Annotated in this window: 14 protein-coding genes; all 14 read right to left on the reverse strand. The window is 65.0% G+C overall.

Annotation, left to right across the window (positions count from 1 at the left end; genetic code table 11):
• Window positions 1-30: 30 nt before the first annotated feature.
• The 14 genes from tilS to uppS are packed head-to-tail and all read right to left on the reverse strand — an operon-like array spanning window position 31 to window position 16,903.
• On the reverse strand, window positions 31-1,281 hold the full coding sequence (tilS, locus tag U741_RS0116515; RefSeq protein WP_052378924.1) for a tRNA lysidine(34) synthetase TilS: 1,251 nt from the start codon (window positions 1,279-1,281) through the stop codon (window positions 31-33).
• Between the two features lie 22 nt (window positions 1,282-1,303).
• On the reverse strand, window positions 1,304-2,269 hold the full coding sequence (locus U741_RS0116520) for an acetyl-CoA carboxylase carboxyltransferase subunit alpha (protein ID WP_029891553.1): 966 nt from the start codon (window positions 2,267-2,269) through the stop codon (window positions 1,304-1,306).
• Window positions 2,270-2,276: 7 nt separating this feature from the next.
• On the reverse strand, window positions 2,277-5,870 hold the full coding sequence (dnaE, locus tag U741_RS0116525; protein WP_029891554.1) for a DNA polymerase III subunit alpha: 3,594 nt from the start codon (window positions 5,868-5,870) through the stop codon (window positions 2,277-2,279).
• The gene (gene rnhB / locus U741_RS0116530; RefSeq protein ID WP_029891555.1) at window positions 5,870-6,445 is read right to left on the reverse strand and encodes a ribonuclease HII; all 576 of its coding nucleotides are present in this window, start codon (window positions 6,443-6,445) and stop codon (window positions 5,870-5,872) included. Before rnhB ends, dnaE begins: the two co-directional genes overlap by 1 nt.
• Window positions 6,442-7,587, reverse strand: a complete 1,146-nt coding sequence (gene lpxB / locus U741_RS0116535) for a lipid-A-disaccharide synthase (RefSeq protein WP_029891556.1) — start codon at window positions 7,585-7,587, stop codon at window positions 6,442-6,444. The genes rnhB and lpxB overlap by 4 nt, the downstream gene beginning before the upstream one ends.
• Entirely contained in the window at window positions 7,587-8,387 is an 801-nt protein-coding gene (gene lpxA, locus U741_RS0116540; RefSeq protein WP_029891557.1) for an acyl-ACP--UDP-N-acetylglucosamine O-acyltransferase, read from the reverse strand. The genes lpxB and lpxA overlap by 1 nt, the downstream gene beginning before the upstream one ends.
• Window positions 8,387-8,842 (reverse strand): 3-hydroxyacyl-ACP dehydratase FabZ, encoded by a 456-nt coding sequence (gene fabZ / locus U741_RS0116545; RefSeq protein WP_029891558.1) that lies wholly within the window; start codon window positions 8,840-8,842, stop codon window positions 8,387-8,389. The genes lpxA and fabZ overlap by 1 nt, the downstream gene beginning before the upstream one ends.
• Window positions 8,839-9,891: a UDP-3-O-(3-hydroxymyristoyl)glucosamine N-acyltransferase gene (gene lpxD / locus U741_RS0116550; RefSeq protein ID WP_029891559.1), complete on the reverse strand. Its 1,053-nt coding sequence runs from the start codon at window positions 9,889-9,891 to the stop codon at window positions 8,839-8,841. The genes fabZ and lpxD overlap by 4 nt, the downstream gene beginning before the upstream one ends.
• A 13-nt stretch (window positions 9,892-9,904) precedes the next feature.
• Window positions 9,905-10,420, reverse strand: coding sequence for an OmpH/Skp family outer membrane protein (locus tag U741_RS0116555; protein WP_029891560.1), 516 nt, complete (start codon window positions 10,418-10,420; stop codon window positions 9,905-9,907).
• Between the two features lie 55 nt (window positions 10,421-10,475).
• Window positions 10,476-12,770: an outer membrane protein assembly factor BamA gene (gene bamA / locus U741_RS0116560; protein WP_029891561.1), complete on the reverse strand. Its 2,295-nt coding sequence runs from the start codon at window positions 12,768-12,770 to the stop codon at window positions 10,476-10,478.
• Between the two features lie 44 nt (window positions 12,771-12,814).
• Window positions 12,815-14,158 (reverse strand): RIP metalloprotease RseP, encoded by a 1,344-nt coding sequence (gene rseP / locus U741_RS0116565; protein WP_029891562.1) that lies wholly within the window; start codon window positions 14,156-14,158, stop codon window positions 12,815-12,817.
• Window positions 14,155-15,333 carry a 1-deoxy-D-xylulose-5-phosphate reductoisomerase gene (dxr, locus tag U741_RS0116570; protein ID WP_029891563.1) on the reverse strand — a complete coding sequence of 393 codons (1,179 nt, stop codon included), beginning with the start codon at window positions 15,331-15,333 and terminating at the stop codon, window positions 14,155-14,157. Before dxr ends, rseP begins: the two co-directional genes overlap by 4 nt.
• Complete coding sequence (locus U741_RS0116575; protein ID WP_029891564.1) at window positions 15,330-16,154, reverse strand: phosphatidate cytidylyltransferase; 825 nt, start codon at window positions 16,152-16,154, stop codon at window positions 15,330-15,332. Before U741_RS0116575 ends, dxr begins: the two co-directional genes overlap by 4 nt.
• Entirely contained in the window at window positions 16,154-16,903 is a 750-nt protein-coding gene (uppS, locus tag U741_RS0116580; protein WP_052378926.1) for a polyprenyl diphosphate synthase, read from the reverse strand. Before uppS ends, U741_RS0116575 begins: the two co-directional genes overlap by 1 nt.
• Between the last annotated feature and the right edge of the window lie 11 nt (window positions 16,904-16,914).

The following is a 16,914-nucleotide window of genomic DNA, read 5'->3' on the forward strand; positions in this document are numbered from 1 at the left end:
TGACGCGCGAAGTCGTTACGCCGAGGTTCCCTAGCGCGAACCGGCCCAGCCCGGCGCAGGCTGCCATTGCAGACCCGGCGGCGCGTCACTGCTGACCACCCAATCGGCCAAGGCCACCACCTCGTCGCCGCGCACCAATACCGGGACGCGTGCACGCAGCCAGGACGGCACCCCCCGCGCCTGCAACAGGGTGGTGATGCGTTGATGGTGTGCACTGCCGCGCGGCTTGATGCGCTCGCCCAGGCCACTCGCCCGCACGATAAGCGGCGACTGCGGCGCAACATCGGCCGTCAGCCGGCCCCAGCCGGACAACTCGATAGATGTCGTTGCAGTCCAAACACCTTCTGCCAAGGGCAGCAGCTCATCAGTGGCATAGAGGCCCTGCCGGTGGCGCCGCAAGGTGACCCCGTGAATACGCACAGCCGGGTGTCGCCCCTCCCCGGCATGCATCACTTCACGTTCAACCTGCGTCAGCATCGCCGCCGAGGGCACCTGTCCGATACGCTCGCGCAGCCAGTTGCGCAGCGCATCATGTCGGTCGGTCTCGACAAGGTGGGCGGCGGCGTCCAACGGCCAGCACGGCCCCCATTCGGTCTGACGTTCGACCAGGGTCACGGTCGGGGGTTTGCGCTCGGCCATCAACTCGGCCAATCGCCCCAGTGCGGCTTGGGCGGCCGGATAGCGATTTTCGATTTCAGGCATCAATCGTTGCCGCAGCCAGACTCGCGTGAAGGTCGGATCTGCATTGTGCGGATCGTCAATCCAGCGCAACGCGTGAGCCGTCGCATAGTCGGCAATCTGCTGCGGGGTGATGGACAGCCACGGCCGCCATAGCGGCGTGCCCGACACCGTTTTGCCGTGGCGGCGCATGCCCGCCAGGCCGTTGGGTCCGGTACCACGCAGCACCCGCATCAAAACGGTTTCGGCCTGATCGCCGGCGTGATGGGCCGTGACGAGCACCGTATCCTCGGGAACCGCCTGGGCCAGCGCCGCATAGCGTGCGCCGCGCGCATCGGCTTCCATGCCAGCCCCACTGGGATGCACGCGCACCCGCTGCAACTGCAAGGGCACCTGCCACGCGGCGCAAAGTTGCGCGCAATGGGCGGCAAAATCGTCGGCGGCCGCCTGCAGGCCATGGTGGATGTGCACCGCGCTGATCCGACCCGGATACCGGACCTGCAAGGCGTGCAACAAACTCACCGAGTCGCGGCCGCCCGACAGCGCCAGGATGAGCTTTTCGGCGGGCGGATCGTGCAGCGCCTGGGTCAGCACGTCGATCACCGGCCGGCCGCACGGGGCTCGGTCAGGCCGGGACCAGCTCGAAGGCGCCGAAGCTCATCAATCGCTGGTGGCGCCGCTCGGCGAGCTGGGTCATCGGCGTGGCGCGCAGGCTTTCGAAGGCCGCGCTGATCCGCGTGCGCAGCGCGTCCATGGTGGCCGGCACGTCGCGGTGCGCGCCCCCCAGGGGCTCGGGCACGATTTCGTCAATGAGTTTGTGCCCCAGCAGATCTTGGGCGGTGATCTTCATCGCCTCGGCGGCCTCGGGCGCGCGGGCCGCGCTCTTGAACAGGATCGACGCACAGCCTTCGGGCGAGATCACCGAGTAGATACTGTTGCTGAGCATGATCACGTGATCGGCCACGCCGATGGCCAGCGCACCGCCGGAGCCGCCCTCGCCAATAACGGTAGCGATGATGGGCGTGCGCAGACGCGCCATCTCGAACAGGTTGCGGGCAATGGCCTCGGACTGGTTGCGCTCTTCGGCACCGATGCCAGGGTAAGCGCCCGGGGTGTCGATGAACGTGAAAATGGGCAAGTGAAAACGCTCGGCCAGCTGCATCAGGCGCAGCGCCTTGCGGTAACCCTCGGGCTTGGGCATGCCGAAATTGCGATACACACGCTCCTTGGCATCGCGACCCTTCTGTTGACCGAGCACCACACAGGCGCGGCCCTCGAAGCGGGCGACACCGCAAATCATGCTGGGGTCGTCGCGAAAATGCCGGTCGCCGTGTAGTTCTTCCCAGTCGGTGAACAGATGCTGCAGGTAGTCCAGCGAGTAAGGACGCTGCGGATGCCGTGCGACCTGAGCGACCTGCCAAGGCGTCAAGTTACCGAAGATCTGCACCGTCAGTTCGCGGCTCTTGGCTTCCAGCCGGGTGATCTCTTCGTTGAGGTCAACGCCGCGACCGGCGGTCGAAAAGCGCAGATCCTCGATCCGCTGATCCAATTCGGCGATGGGCTGTTCGAAGTCGAGGTAGGTTGGTTTCATTGGGCTATTATTCCTCATCATCGGCTGCGACGAAGCTGGCATTGCGCTGCCGCCGTCCCTCGACCACGGGCGCCACATAGGCGCGGTAACTGATCTCGACCGCGTCTTCGCCCAGCCACGACACCAGCGACTGCATCAGCGCATCGGTGAGGCGCAGATGCCACTCGCGCGGCAGATCGAGTGTGGCCGTCCCCACCGGCAGGTCGACCTCGACACTCAGCGGCACGCCGGCCGGATCGCGCGCGTCGCTCAGCACCCGCCGCAGCGCCACCACCTCGCCAGCGGCGCGGCGCCAGCGCAAGGTCAGGCGCTGGGCATGATCGGCATAGATCTGGTCAAGGGTGAAGAACTCGGGGTTGTACAGCCGCGGCTCGGACTCACGACCCTCCCGCGCCGGTGAGTGGCCAATCTCGGCAACCGTAAAAACCAGTTTGTCGACTTTGACGCGGTGCTGGTAGGCCGGCCAACGTTCGGCATCGACCCAGACGCTGATCTGCGCGCCCTGATCATCGAGCGTGACCTTGTAACTGGCGCGCCCACCCCGCCCATCGGCACTGACATCGCCCTTGAAGAAGCGCAGGTCGGTGACCCACGCGGCAAACATGACGCGGGTCCGCGGTTGCCATGCCGTCTTGCCGTCGGGGCCAGGCGTTGGCGGCGCGCCCTGGGCGTCAAGCAACTCACGCAGGCGGCCCGAGCACACCTTGTCGACCAGATTGCGATACGCGTCGATCGGGTGACCGGACAGATAGAAGCCGAGGGTTTCGCGTTCTTTTTCAAGCCGCTGGCGCTCGTTGAAGTCGTCGACTTCGGTGGCGGCGACCACCGGCACGTGGGCGGCATCACCACCGCCAAACAGGTCGACCTGGCCGCTGTCGGCGGCATCGGCGGCCTGCTCGGCCATGCCGATGGCCGCCGGCAAGGTGGCCAGCAACGAAGCGCGGTTCAGGCCCAGGCCATCAAGACTGCCGCTACCAATCAGTGCTTCGAGCACCCGCTTGTTGGCGCGCTTGAGATCGATACGGCGACAAAAGTCGAAGAGGTTGGTGAACGGTCCGCCTTCGGCACGCGCGGCAAGCATTGCCTCCAGTGCCCCTTCACCAACGCCGCGAATGGCCCCGAGGCCGTAGCGCACCTGCCGCGGGCCGGGCACCGAAAAGCGGATCTCGCTGCGGTTGATGTCGGGCGGCAGCATGTCGAGTTTCATGCGCAGCCCTTCTTCGCGCATCAGCACGATGGTTTCGGTGTGCGCCATTTCGCAGGACAACACCGCCGCCATGAACTCGGCCGGGTAGTGCTGCTTGAGCCACGCGGTCTGGTAACTGACCAGCGCGTAAGCCGCCGCGTGCGACTTGTTGAAGCCGTAGTTGGCAAATTTTTCCATCAGATCGAAGACGCCGGTGGCGATTTCAGGCGGGATGCCGCGCTGCGCCGAACCCTGCTCGAAGATCGCACGCTGGGTGGCCATTTCGTCAGCCTTCTTCTTGCCCATGGCACGCCGCAGCAGGTCGGCGCCGCCCAGGGTGTAGCCGGCCATGCGTTGTGACATCTGCATGACCTGTTCCTGGTAAACGAAGATGCCGTAGGTGGGATTGAGTACCGGCTCCATCTCGGGGTGCAGATATTCCACCGGCGAGTCGCCGCGCTTGCGCGCGCAGTACTCGGGAATCAGGTCCATGGGTCCGGGCCGGTACAGCGACACCAGCGCGACGATGTCTTCGAAGCAGTCCGGCTTGAGGTCGCGCGCGGCCTTTTGCATGCCCGGCGATTCCATCTGAAACACCGCTGAAGTCTCGCCACTGGCGTAGAGCGTGTACGTTTCGGCGTCATCGATGGGAATCTGCAGCATGTCGAGCTGCGGACCGTTGCGGGCAATGGTTTGCACGGCCTCTTCAATGACGGTGAGGGTTTTCAGCCCCAGAAAGTCGAACTTGACCAGCCCGATGGTTTCCAGGTCTTTCATGTCGAACTGGGTGCGCAGGCCGCCGCCACCGGCTTCGCAGTACAGCGGGCAGTAGCGGGTCAGCGGCTCGGGCGCAATCACCACACCACCGGCGTGCACGCCAACACCGCGGGTCACGCCCTCAAGTGACAGGGCGAGGTCGAGCACCTGCCGAGTTTCGTCGTCCTGAGCGTAAGCCTGCTTGAGCTCCGGCACCTCGTCGAGCGCGTCCGCCAGCGTCGCGCCCGGCGTGCCGGGAATGAGCTTGGCCAGTCGGTCGCCAAACCCATAGCCGTGGCCCAGCACGCGGCATACGTCACGCACCACGCCACGCGCGGCCATGGTGGCGTAAGTGATGATCTGCCCGACCCGGTCACGACCGTAGCGCTCGGCCACGTACTGGATGACCCGGTCGCGGTTGTCCATGCAGAAGTCGATGTCGAAGTCAGGCATCGACACACGCTCGGGGTTCAAGAAGCGCTCGAACAGCAGGTTGAACGGCAACGGATCAAGGTCGGTGATGCGAATCGCGTAGGCGACCAGCGAACCGGCACCCGAGCCGCGCCCTGGGCCCACCGGGCAACCGTTGTCCTTGGCCCACTGGATGAAGTCGGCCACCACCAGAAAGTAGCCGGCAAACCCCATTTTCTCGATGATGCCCAGCTCGTAGTCGAGCCGTTGGCGGTACTCGTCCTCGCGACCTTCGGGCAAGCCATTGGGAAAACGTTCGGCCAGCCCTTCTTCGGCCTGGCTGCGCAGGTAGGCGTCGGGCGCCCGACCGTCCGGCACCGGAAAATTGGGCAGGTGGTAGGTGCCAAACGTCAACGTCAGGTTGCAGCGCCGGGCGATGTGCACGCTGTTGGCAAGCGCTTCCGGCAGGTCGGCGAAACGCTCGGCCATTTCCTCGGGTGACTTGAGGTACTGCTCGGCGGTAAAGGGGCGCGGCCGTTTCGGGTCGGCGAGCACGCGACCCTCGGCGATGCAGACGCGCGCCTCGTGTGATGCAAAATCGTCTCGGGTGAGAAAGCGAACGTCATTGGTCGCCACCACCGGCACGCTGCGCAGCCGCGACAGCGCCACCGCCTGCTGCACCCAGTCTTCATCGCCCGGCCGGTCACAGCGGCAGATGTCGAGGTACAGCCGGTCGCCAAACAGTGCCTGCAGTTCATCGAGGGCCGCCAACGCCGGGCCCACCTGGTCGGCGGCGGCGGCGCGAAACACCCCGCCATCACGGCCGGTGAGTGCAATCAATCCGGCGTGATGCTGCGCCAACCGAGCACGGCTGACGCAGGCACGGCCGCGCGTCTGGCCCTCGATGTGGGCGGCCGAGAGCAGCGCCGACAGGTTGGTAAACCCGGCATCGTCCTGGACCAGCACGGTCAGCCGCTCGGGCGCATCGTTGGCCACTTCCGGCGCAAGCCACAGATCGCAGCCCACCACCGGTTTGATGCCGACCGCTTCGGCGCCCTTGTAGAACTTGACGGTGGCATAGACATTGCTCGGATCGGTGACCGCGACCGCCACGAAGCCCAATGCCGCAGCCTTGGTCAGCAGGGTGTCGCCCTGTCCACCGCCCTTGCGCTTGGGTGGCTCCACACGAACCGTGCCGTCGGTCAGCGCGTACTCGGTGTGCAGCCGCAGGTGGACGAAGCTGGTCATCAGGCCCACATCGCCCGCGCACGCTGGCACGGGGCAAAGCTCATGCGGTGCTGATCGCTGGGACCATGGTCCGCCAGCGCCGCCAGATGGCGCGCCGTGCCATAGCCCTTGTGCAGGGCAAAACCGTATTGTGGACGGTCTGCATCCAGCGTGAGCATCCACGCATCCCGGGTGGTCTTGGCGAGGATACTGGCGGCCATGATCGCCGGCCGCAAGTCGTCGCCGCCCACCCAACAGGTGGTGGGCCAGCCACCCTTGGGGTCCTGATTGCCGTCGACTTCGACCGCGTCGGGCACCCACGGCAAGGCGGCGACCGCGCGGCGCATCGCCAAGAGGCTGGCCTGCAAAATGTTGAGTGTGTCGATCTCGGCCACGCTGGCGTCGCCGATGGCCCAAGCCAACGCCTCGGCTTTGATCAGGTCCGCCATGCGGGCGCGCGCGCCAACGCTCAGGCGCTTGGAGTCGCGCAGGCCCTCGATGGGCTGCGCCAGCACCACGACCGCCGCCACCACGGGTCCGGCCAGGCAGCCCCGCCCGGCTTCATCGACCCCCGCCACCCGCAGCACCGACGTCATGTTTTGGCGGCGGCCAGCCCGCCAAGAATTGCCCGCGCGGCCTGCGTCGCTGCATTGATGGCGAGCTGGCTGCGCACGTCGGCGAAGGCGTCGAGCTGGACTTGCCGGGCGGCCGGGTCGGTGAGCAGCGGCAGCAGGTCGGCACTCAGCCGTTGCGGGTGACACGCCGCCTGCAGGCGCTCGGGCACGGTGGGCGCGCGGCTCAGCAGGTTGGGCAGGCTGACGTGGCGGGCCTTCAACAGGCCGGCCTTGAGCATCAGCCACGCCGTCAGCGGTGCCGTGCGGTAGCCGACCACCATCGGACGCCCCACCAGCAGGGTTTCCAGCGTCGCGGTGCCGGACGCCAACAGCACGGCGTCGGCGGCGGCCATGGCCATGTGCGCCTGCCCGTCGACCCGATGCCAGTCGGCCGCCGGGGCCCATTGGCGGATCTGCGCGTCCAGAACCTCGCGCAACGCGGGTTTGGCCACCGGCGTGACGACCTGTAAGCCGGGCAGCGTCTCGGTCAGCCGGGCCACCGTCTGCGCGAACACCGGCGCCAGATGCCGCACTTCGCCGCTTCGCGAGCCGGGCAGCACGGCCAGGGTGTAGCGGTCGGCAAGGCCCAGACTCGCGCGCGCAGTGGCGGTGTCTGGCACGGCGACAATTTCATCGGCCAAAGGGTGGCCAATGAAGTCGGCCCGCACGCCGCTGCCCGCGTAATACGCGGGCTCGAAGGGAAACAGGCAGAGCATCTGCTCCACCGCCTTGCGAATGGTTTTGATCCGACCCGCGCGCCATGCCCAAATGGTGGGGCTGACCACGTGAACGGTGCGCAGACCGCGGTCGCGCAGGCGCTGCTGCAGGCCCAGGTTGAAGTCGGGGGCATCGATGCTGACGACCGCATCGGGTCGTTCGGCGACGATTTGTTCAATCAGCTCGGCGCGCAGCCGAAACAGCCGCGGCAGGGCCGGCAGAATCTCGGCCAGCCCCATCAATGACAGTTGCTCGATACTGCCGAGGCTGCGGCAACCAGCCGCGTCCATGCGCGGCCCGGTCAGGCCAACGCAATCGATCTGCGGGTTCTCACGCTGCAGCGCTTCGATGATGGCGCCGCCGAGTTGATCGCCGGAAAGTTCGCCTGCAACAAAGACCAGCCGCATCAGCGCGCCAGCGGTCGCTTCCCGCCGTCCAGGAATTGCGCCATACGGCTGAGGACGTCATCGCCATTCTGCTCGACCGCCAAGGCGGCAATTTGCGCACGCACCTCGGCCATCGGCGCGCCGGAGCGGTAGATGCGCTTGAAGACATCTTCAACCCGTTCGATCTGCTCAGCCGAAAAGCCGCGCCGCTTCAGGCCGGTCTTGTTGACGGTGCGCACCTTCGCCGGGTTGCCGTGCGCGAGCATGAACGGCGGGATATCGCCATCCACGCCGGCCGAAAACGCGGTGAAGGCATACGCACCGATGCGACAGAATTGATAGACCAAGGTGTACCCCCCCAGCCCGACAAAGTCGCCAATTTCGACGTGACCGGCAAGACTGGCATTGTTCGCCATGATGATGTCGTTGCCCAGCACGCAGTCGTGCGCGACATGACAGTAATTCATGATCAGGTTGCGCGAGCCAATGCGGGTTTGGCCCTGCTTGGTGTCCCACTCCTTCATCGTGCCGCGCTGAATCGACACGTATTCGCGAATCACGTTGTCGTCACCGATCACCGTCGAGGTGGGATCGCTGCGCTTGGCCGAAATGTCCTGCGACAAGGCGCCGATGGAGGCAAATGAAAACACCTCATTGCGCGCGCCCAAGGTCATCGGACCATCGAGCACCGCATGACTGTGAATGATGCTGTCGGCACCGATGACGACCTGGGGGCCGATCACGGCATAGGCGCGGACCTCGACCGAGGCATCAATCTCGGCGCTGCCGTCGACGATGGCCGTCGGGTGAATCTTCGCCATCAGGTGCCGTCCTGCATCTTGTCCGGGTGCCGCAACACGCACATCAGGTCGGCGCAGCACGCCAGGTCACTGCCGACACGGGCCTCGGCGGTGAATTTCCAGAGGTCCCGCTTCTGCTTGACCAATTTGACCTCGAAACGCAACTGGTCACCGGGGACGACCGGGCGCTTGAAGCGCGCGTTGTCGATGCCGGCAAAATACAGAATCAGTCCCGAGTCGGCGGTGACACCGCTGCGGATCACCGCCAGCAGACCGCAGGCCTGGGCCATGCCTTCGAGCATGAGCACGCCGGGCATGGTCGGTTCGCCAGGAAAATGTCCCGGGAAGAACGGCTCGTTGACGGTGACATTCTTGATCGCCACCAATGCGTCGTCGGTGTGGCTGAGCACGCGGTCCACCAGCAAAAATGGATAGCGATGCGGAAGCATTTTGATGATGTTGCGCGCTTCGATCATGTGGGTTCCCCTTCTTGTTCCGGTGCGGATTCGAGACCGAGTCTGGCCTCCAGCCTTTTGATTTTTGCTTCCGTGCGGTCAAGCCGGCGCATGCGTGCGACCTGCTTGCGCCATTCACGCGCGGGGACCACCGGCCATCCCGAGCCGTAGGTGCCCTTTTCGGGCAATGAATGCGTGACCATGCTGCGTCCCAGCAGCACCACATCATCGCCGATGGTGAGGTGTCCGGAAATACCGACTGCCCCGCCGATCAGGCAACGCGCACCGATATTGGTGGACCCCGCCATGCCGGTCTGCGCGGCGATGGCGGTTCGTGCACCGATACGGCAGTTGTGCGCCACCATCACCAGGTCATCGAGCTTGGCACCCGACTCGATCACCGTGTCGTCGATCGCCCCGCGGTCAACGCAAGCATTGGCGCCGATCTCGACATCGTCGCCGATGACCACGCGCCCGAGCTGCGGCACTTCTTCCCAGCCATCCGGCGTCGGCGCCAGCCCGAAACCGCGTGCACCGATGACGCAGCCGGCATTCAGTCGGCACCGCGCCCCGACGATACAGTTCGGGCCGATCCAGTTCCGTCCTTCGAGCCGCGTGCCCTCACCGATGACGACGTTGAGCCCCACATGACTGTGCGCGGCGATGCGCGCGCCTGCGCCGATCGTCGCACCGGCATCGATCACCACCAACGGGCCAATCTCGGCATCGGGATCGACCCTGGCCGTGGCATCGACCACGGCGGTCGGATGGATGCCGGGCACGCACGCGGGTTGCACGTCGAACAGCGCGGAGATGCGGGCAAACGCCAGATACGGATCGCGTGCCACCAATGCCGTACCGCGCACGGTCTCGGCGTCACGCACACCGACCACCACCACCGACGCCGCCGTGTCGGCCAGCGCACTGCGGTATTTGGGATTGGCGAGAAAGCTGAGGCGTCCGGGGTGACCGGGGGTGAGTGTGCACACCCCGGTCACTTCGGTCTGACCGTCGCCGCGCAGCGTCAGCTCGAATCGGTGCGCAAGCTGCGCGGCTGTCCAGACCGCCATCGCTCGCCGAGCCTCAGGGCTTGGCTTTGAGGCGTTGCAGCACTTCGTCGGTGATGTCCATGGCTTCGCTGGCAAACGCGGGATCCTGCACGACCAGGTCATAACCGAGCTCGCCGGCAACCTCGGTGATGACCGCGTTGATGCGCTCGCGCATGTCTTCGGTCAGTTCGCGGTCACGGTTCTGCATGTCTTCCTGAAGCTGGCGCTGCTGGAGACCCAGATCGATCCGTCGTGAATTCAGGTCCTTCTCACGGGTCGCACGGGCGTCATTGGCCATGAAGTCGGCCTCGCGCTGGAACTTTTCGGCGTCTTCCTGGAATTTTTTGGCGCCGGCCTGCAAGTCGGCCTGACGGCGCTCGAATTCGGCCTTCATCCGCTCGGCGCCGGCTTTGAACTGCGGCGACTCCAGCACGATGTCGGCGGTGCGGATGGCGCCAATCTTCAGATCGCCCTGCGCGTGAACACTCAGAGGGGCAGCCGCCGCCAGTGCGGCAAACAGGATGGCAACGGTAAATGTCTTCTGAAACATGGTCGTGTACTCGTTAATGAAAAGTAATGAAGGGTTGCAAGCGGCCACTCTGACCTCAGAACCCTGAACCGAAGGAGATTTGGAAACGGTCCACCTCGTCACCCACCTCGTCGTTCAACGGGAAGGCGTACGACAGGTCCAGCAGACCCAGGAACGGGGTAAACCACTGGAAAGCGACGCCAGCCGACTGGCGAAGTTCACCGGCCTCGAAGTCACCCGGCTCGGCAAACACGCTGCCAATATCGTAGAACAATGAAAAACGTGTCGATTTGCCGTCGGCCTCGAACGGCAGCGGAATCACGAGCTCGTTCTGCACGGTGGTGCGCATGGTGCCGCCAAACGGGTTGTTGAACGGCGTGTCGCGTGGCCCCAAAGAGCCGTCCTGGAAGCCTCGCACCGTGCGCGGCCCGCCGGCAAAGAAGTTGCTGTAAGGCGGGACCTGGCCGTCGCCGGTATAGCGGTCGATGACCGCCGCGCTGCCATTGATTTCGAGAAACACGCCGCGGAAAATCGGCACGTACTGCTGCGCGCGATAGCTCAAGGTGTAGGTCTCGACATCGCTGCCGGGGATCACCACATCCAGATTCAACTGGTGCAACGCACCGCGGTTGGCGAAGAAGGTCCGGTTACGGCTGTCGAAGGTCAGGCCGGTACGCAAGTCGACGTTGGTAAACTGCGTGCCGTTTTCGATGGCGAACTGGAGGATCTCGTCAGAGGACGCGGTCGGGAAGGTCTCGATTGCGGTCTGGTCAACGCCGGCACCGAGGCGCAGCGCCGAGTACTCGGAAAGCGGAATGCCGTACGTCAGGGCGGCCCCAATGACATTGGTGTTGAAGCCCGAGCTGAAGCGAATGACCGACTCGGACTCGCGGTAAAACGCCGAGATGGTCTGACTGATGCCGTCCTGGGTGAAATACGGGTCGGTCCATGAGCCGCTGACGCTCTTCGAGATCACATTCTGCTCTACGCCGACTTCGATCCGGTTGCCGGTGCCGAGGAAGTTGGTGTGAGTGACCTGGCCGGTGACCAAAAAGCCCTGAGAGCCGGAGAAACCGACGCCAAACTGCACCGAGCCGGGCGGGCGTTCTTCCATACTGAAAACGATGTCGACCAGGTCTTCGCTACCGGGCACCGGCACGGTCTCGACTTCGACCGACTGCAGGAACGGCAGGCGAGACAGGCGGATGCGCGAGCGCTCGATGGCACTCTTCGAAAATGGGGCCGCTTCAAGCTGGCGCATTTCGCGGCGCAGCGTGCGGTCGTTGGTCGACAGGTTGCCGCTGAACTCGATGCGCCGCACATAGGCGCGATTGCCGGGCTCAACCATGTAATTCAGGGTGACTTCCAGGTTCTCTTCGTCGACTTCGGGAATCGGGTTGACCTCGGCAAAGGCGTAGCCGATGTCAGACAGGGCCACCTCGATACGCTCGGCGCTTTCTGTGGCCTCGCGACGTGAGAAGCGCTGGCCAGCGTCGGTCGACAACAGACGTTCGAGGAAGCGGGTATTGATGATGGTTTCGCCGCTGAAGCGCGCTTCCTTGATGGTGTAGATCTCGCCCTCTTCGACATTGACGGTGATGTAGATCGCGTCGCGATCAGGCGTCAACGCCACCTGTACCGAACTGATGTCGGCCGTGAGAAAGCCGCGGTCCTGGTAGTAGGACTGCAGGGTTTCAAGGTCGCCGCCCAGTTGCTGGCGCGAGTAGCGGTCAGAGGACTGGAACAACCGGCCATGCGTGGCCTTCAGGGTGAACTGGTTGAGCAGCTCGTCACGGCTGAAGGCTTCATTGCCGAGCAGGTTGATGCCACGAATACGCGCCTGACTGCCCTCGACGACATCGACCTTGATCGCGACCCGATTGTTGGGCTGGTAATCGAGCGTGGTGTCGATCTGGACGTCGTAATAGCCGTTGGAAAAGTATTGCCGCTCAAGCTCCTGCTGCACCTGGTCGAGCAGTTCGCGGCGGAACAGTTCGCCCTCGGCAAGGCCCAGCTCGGTCAACGATTTATCGAGCTCGTCGCCGCCCACCTTGCTGTTGCCCTCGATCTCGAAGCTGACGATGGCCGGTCGCTCGGTGACGCGAATCACCAGCACGTCGCCGTCCTTGTCGAGCTGCACGTCTTCGAACAGGCCGGTGGCGTAAAGCGCACGAATCGCCTGCCCGGCGCTAACCGGGTTGATCTCGTCGCCCTCTGACAACGGCAGATACGTCAGCAAGGTGCCGACATCGAGACGTTCGAGCCCCTCGGCGCGGATATCGCGCACGACATAAGGCGTAAAGGCTTGGGCCATCCCTGCAAAAAACAGGCTGATCAGCGCAACAGCGCCACGGTTCGTAATATTTTTCATCAACCCCATCGACGGGTCTTCGCTTTTATTGAGTGGATCGAACGTCAGGACAACAAGCGGGCGATATCGTTGTAAAACGCGAGACTCATCAGCCCTGCCAACATCAGCAGGCCCACTCGCGCTCCCATCTCCATGGTCTGATCGGAAACCGGCGACCCCTTCACTGCCTCAACCGCATAAAACAACAAATGACCACCGTCGAGCATCGGCACGGGCAACAGGTTCAACACGCCCAAGCTGATGCTGACGATCGCCAGAAAGCCGAGGAACGACACCAACCCAACCTGTGCCGAGAAACCCGCGACTTGCGCAATCTGGATTGGTCCGCTGACGTTCTTGACCGACACGTCGCCAGTGACCATACGGCCCATCATCTTCAGGGTCAGCGCCGACATTTGCCAAGTTCGTGCCATGGCAGCCTGCACTGATTCGACCGGACCGCGACGATGTTCAGCGCGCAAATCCTGCCACATCTCGGCAGACACGGCCACGCTGGCGCCGAAGCGCCCCACCGAATCGACCTCGCCAATAATCACTTCGCGCTGCAGGCGCTGGCCCTGCCGCTCAAATTCGAGCTGGACCACTGCACCGGCGCGTTCCCGCACCCAGCTCGCCCAGGCCTGCCAGGACGCAATCGGTTCGCCGTCGACGCTGAGCAGACGGTCACCGGCCTGCAGACCGGCGCGCTCGGCGGCTTCTCCCGGCAACACCGATTCAAGGACCGGCGCGATGGGTGGGTCGTAGGGACGCAGGCCAAGGTCGTCAAACAGGTGGGCCGGATCGATGCGCGCGTTTTGCAGCGCCAGTTCGATCTGCCGGGTGGCGCCGGCGGCGGTGCGCACGTCGGCGATCACCGACTCGCCGTTCAGGGCCTGGTCGATCAGTTCGGTGTGCAGCACTTCCCAGGTGGCGATGTCCTTGCCGCCGAGGCGCAGGATCTCGTCGCCCGCCTGCAGTTGCGCCCGCGCGGCAATGCTGTCGGCAGCGGGCGCGGCGATGACCGGGCGCATGCCCTCAACCCCCACCACAAAAATCAACCAGTAGAAAAATACCGCGAGAATGAAATTGAACACGGGGCCAGCCGCCACGATCAGCGCGCGCTTGCGAACCGGTTGTTGGTCAAAGGCCAGGTGGCGCTCATGCTCGGCCACCTCGGCTTCGCGGCTGTCCAGCATCTTGACGTAGCCCCCCAGCGGAATCGCCGAGACCACCCATTCGACACCGTCAGCGGCGCGGCGCGTCAGCAGGGGCTTGCCGAAGCCGATGGAAAAACGCAGTACCTTGACGCCGCAGCGGCGGGCGACCCAGTAGTGGCCAAACTCATGAAAGGCCACCAGCACGCCGATGGCGACCAGAAACCCTGCAATTGACCACATGACATCCATCATTCACCACTCCTGTTCCGCACACACACGGTGGCCCGCTCGCGTACTGCCGCGTCGAACGCCATCACCGCTTCCAAGCCAGCGACCTCGGCAGGCGCAACAGTTTCAAGCATCTCGCTGATCACCGCTGGAATCCCCATGAAGGGCAGCCGCCCGGACAAGAACGCTTCGACCGCGATTTCATTCGCTGCGTTCAGTACCAATGGCGCAACGCCGCCCTGCTCCAACGCGGCCTCGGCCAGTGCCAGGCAGGGAAAGCGCTTGCGGTCAGGCGCCTCGAAGTCGAGCCGCGACAGCGCCAACAGATCCAGCGGCGGCACATCAACCGCCCAGCGCTCGGGCCATGCCAGCGCATGGGCGATGGGGATGCGCATGTCGGGGCTACCGAGTTGCGCCAGCGTCGAGCCGTCGACGTAGGTCACCATCGAGTGAAGGGTGCTTTGCGGATGGACCAACACCCGCAATTGCCCGGCACCGACTGAAAACAGGGCAGCGGCCTCGATCAGCTCCAGCCCCTTGTTCATCATGCTGGCCGAGTCCACCGAGATCTTGCGGCCCATCACCCAGTTAGGGTGTTTGATGGCCTGTGCCGGGGTCACTGAGGCCAGGGCGGACGCCGACCAGTCGCGGAACGGCCCGCCCGAGGCGGTCAGCGTCAAGTGGGCGACACCCGGCGGGGGGGTGCCGCAGCGATATCCCGGCGGCAGGCACTGGAACAGCGCGTTGTGCTCCGAATCGATGGGCAGGATCACCGCGCCGCTGCTGCGCGCCGCCGCCATGATCATCGGTCCGGCCATGACCAGCGGCTCCTTGTTGGCGATCATCACCTTCTTGCCGGCAGAGACCGCCGCCAGGGTCGGTCGCAGACCGATGGCCCCAACGATGGCCGACATCACGTCGGTGGCCTCGGGCAATACCGCCATCACGCTGACGCCGTCCATGCCAGACAAGACCTCAACCGACCGGTCCCCCAGGGCATCGGTGAGCGCCTGCGCGGCAGCGGCGTCGGCCATCACCGCGTACCGGGGCCGGTGCTTCTGGCACAGCGCCGCCATGGCGGTCACGTCGGTGTGGGCGGTCAGCGCCAGGACGCGAACCCGATCAGGGTGCTGGCCCGCCACGTCGAGGGTGGCACGCCCTACCGAGCCGGTGGCGCCGAGGACGACCAGTTGCTTCATGCCAGCCCCAGCGCCATCAGGCCCAGCACGAACAAGGGCATCGCGGCGACGACGCTGTCAATTCGGTCCAGCATGCCGCCGTGGCCCGGCAGGATATTGCCGCTGTCCTTGACGTTTGCGATGCGCTTGCAGGCGCTCTCGAACAGGTCGCCGACAATCGAGAAAACCCCGATCACCGCGCAGAGCACGACAAAGCCCAGCGCCTGAAAGCCGGCCAAACCAAACAGCGCCACGCCGATCAGCGCCCAGAAGGTGCACAGCAGCAGACCGCCGACGGCGCCTTCGCGGGTCTTGCCAGGCGATATCTGTAGCGCCAGCTTGTGGCGACCAAAGCGGCGCCCGGCGAAATAAGCACCCACATCGGCCGCGAACACCAGAAAAAACGCGAACAGTAGCCACCATGCGCCGTCTGGCTGGGCCTGCAAATGGCCACAGGCGACAATGGTCGGCACCACCAGCAAGAGCCCCTGCGCCATACCCCAGCGCGATTGCACGCACGGTCTGACGCGCTGCGGATACCCGGCGAGCGCCCAGCCCACCCACAGCCAGTGCAGCAGCGCCAAACCCAGCAGGGTCGGCAGCCACCACGCCGCAAAAAGATGGGCTTGCCACGCCAGTAGCACCAGCGCGAAACACAGGCCGGCATAGATCAATTGCACAGCGCGGGACGCGCCCCAGCGCGACAGCGCCGCCCATTCGCGGGCAGCCAGGCCCCCGACGGCGGCAAACACGGCGACCATCCACAGGCTCGGTGCCCAAAAAATCACCGCCAGCAGCAGCGGCAACAGCACCGCCGCAGTGAGGACACGCTGCAAAAGCATCAGCTGCGCGCCGCCCGCGCCGGGACAGACTGCGGGGTGACCGCATGGCCTAACGGCACGGCCCCGAAGCGCCGCTGCCGGGTGGCGAACCACTGTAATGCGTCATCGAAAGCGGCATCGTCAAACGCAGGCCACAGGGTGTCGGTGAAATACAACTCGGCATAGGCGGCCTGCCAGAGCAGAAAATTGCTTAGACGCCGCTCACCACCGGTGCGAATCAACAGATCGACATCCGGCAGGCCGGCGGTACTCAATCGGGCGGTCACTGCCTCGGGGCTCACCGCCAGCCCGTCGGTCACACACCGCTGCGCGGCCTGGCAGATGTCCCACTGGCCGCCGTAGTCGATGGCGATAATCACCTCCAGGCCGGTGTTGGCGGCGGTCAGCGCCTCGGCGCTGGCCATGGTCTGCAGCAATGCCGCGCTCAGGCGCGTACGGGCGCCAATGAACCGCAGGCGGACCTGCTCACGGTGCAGCTCAGCCACTTCCTGGCGAAACGCGCGGGCGAACAGACGCATCAGCACCTGAATCTCGGCCTCGGGTCGCGACCAGTTTTCCTGCGAGAAGGCGTACAGCGTCAGCACCCGCACATTGCGTTGTCTGGCGAACTTGATTGCGGCTCGAACCGTGGTGCCGCCGACCCGGTGGCCGACCGTCCGAACTCGACCGCGGTCAGCCGCCCATCGGCCATTGCCATCCATGACAATGGCCACATGGCGCGGCGTCGCGGGGGTGGGTACATCGGGCATGACGGGCGGAC

Source organism: Polycyclovorans algicola TG408 (assembly GCF_000711245.1).
GTDB lineage: Bacteria > Pseudomonadota > Gammaproteobacteria > Nevskiales > Nevskiaceae > Polycyclovorans > Polycyclovorans algicola.

What these genes read in the sequence shown, in the direction of transcription:
- U741_RS0116520 (WP_029891553.1), bottom strand. Translation starts at nt 2,269, where the DNA reads ATGAAACCAACCTACCTCGACTTCGAACAGCCCATCGCCGAATTGGAT.
- dnaE (WP_029891554.1), bottom strand. Translation starts at nt 5,870, where the DNA reads ATGACCAGCTTCGTCCACCTGCGGCTGCACACCGAGTACGCGCTGACC.
- rnhB (WP_029891555.1), bottom strand. Translation starts at nt 6,445, where the DNA reads ATGACGTCGGTGCTGCGGGTGGCGGGGGTCGATGAAGCCGGGCGGGGC.
- lpxB (WP_029891556.1), bottom strand. Translation starts at nt 7,587, where the DNA reads ATGCGGCTGGTCTTTGTTGCAGGCGAACTTTCCGGCGATCAACTCGGC.
- lpxA (WP_029891557.1), bottom strand. Translation starts at nt 8,387, where the DNA reads ATGGCGAAGATTCACCCGACGGCCATCGTCGACGGCAGCGCCGAGATT.
- fabZ (WP_029891558.1), bottom strand. Translation starts at nt 8,842, where the DNA reads ATGATCGAAGCGCGCAACATCATCAAAATGCTTCCGCATCGCTATCCA.
- lpxD (WP_029891559.1), bottom strand. Translation starts at nt 9,891, where the DNA reads ATGGCGGTCTGGACAGCCGCGCAGCTTGCGCACCGATTCGAGCTGACG.
- U741_RS0116555 (WP_029891560.1), bottom strand. Translation starts at nt 10,420, where the DNA reads ATGTTTCAGAAGACATTTACCGTTGCCATCCTGTTTGCCGCACTGGCG.
- bamA (WP_029891561.1), bottom strand. Translation starts at nt 12,770, where the DNA reads ATGAAAAATATTACGAACCGTGGCGCTGTTGCGCTGATCAGCCTGTTT.
- rseP (WP_029891562.1), bottom strand. Translation starts at nt 14,158, where the DNA reads ATGATGGATGTCATGTGGTCAATTGCAGGGTTTCTGGTCGCCATCGGC.
- dxr (WP_029891563.1), bottom strand. Translation starts at nt 15,333, where the DNA reads ATGAAGCAACTGGTCGTCCTCGGCGCCACCGGCTCGGTAGGGCGTGCC.
- U741_RS0116575 (WP_029891564.1), bottom strand. Translation starts at nt 16,154, where the DNA reads ATGCTTTTGCAGCGTGTCCTCACTGCGGCGGTGCTGTTGCCGCTGCTG.
- uppS (WP_052378926.1), bottom strand. Translation starts at nt 16,903, where the DNA reads ATGCCCGATGTACCCACCCCCGCGACGCCGCGCCATGTGGCCATTGTC.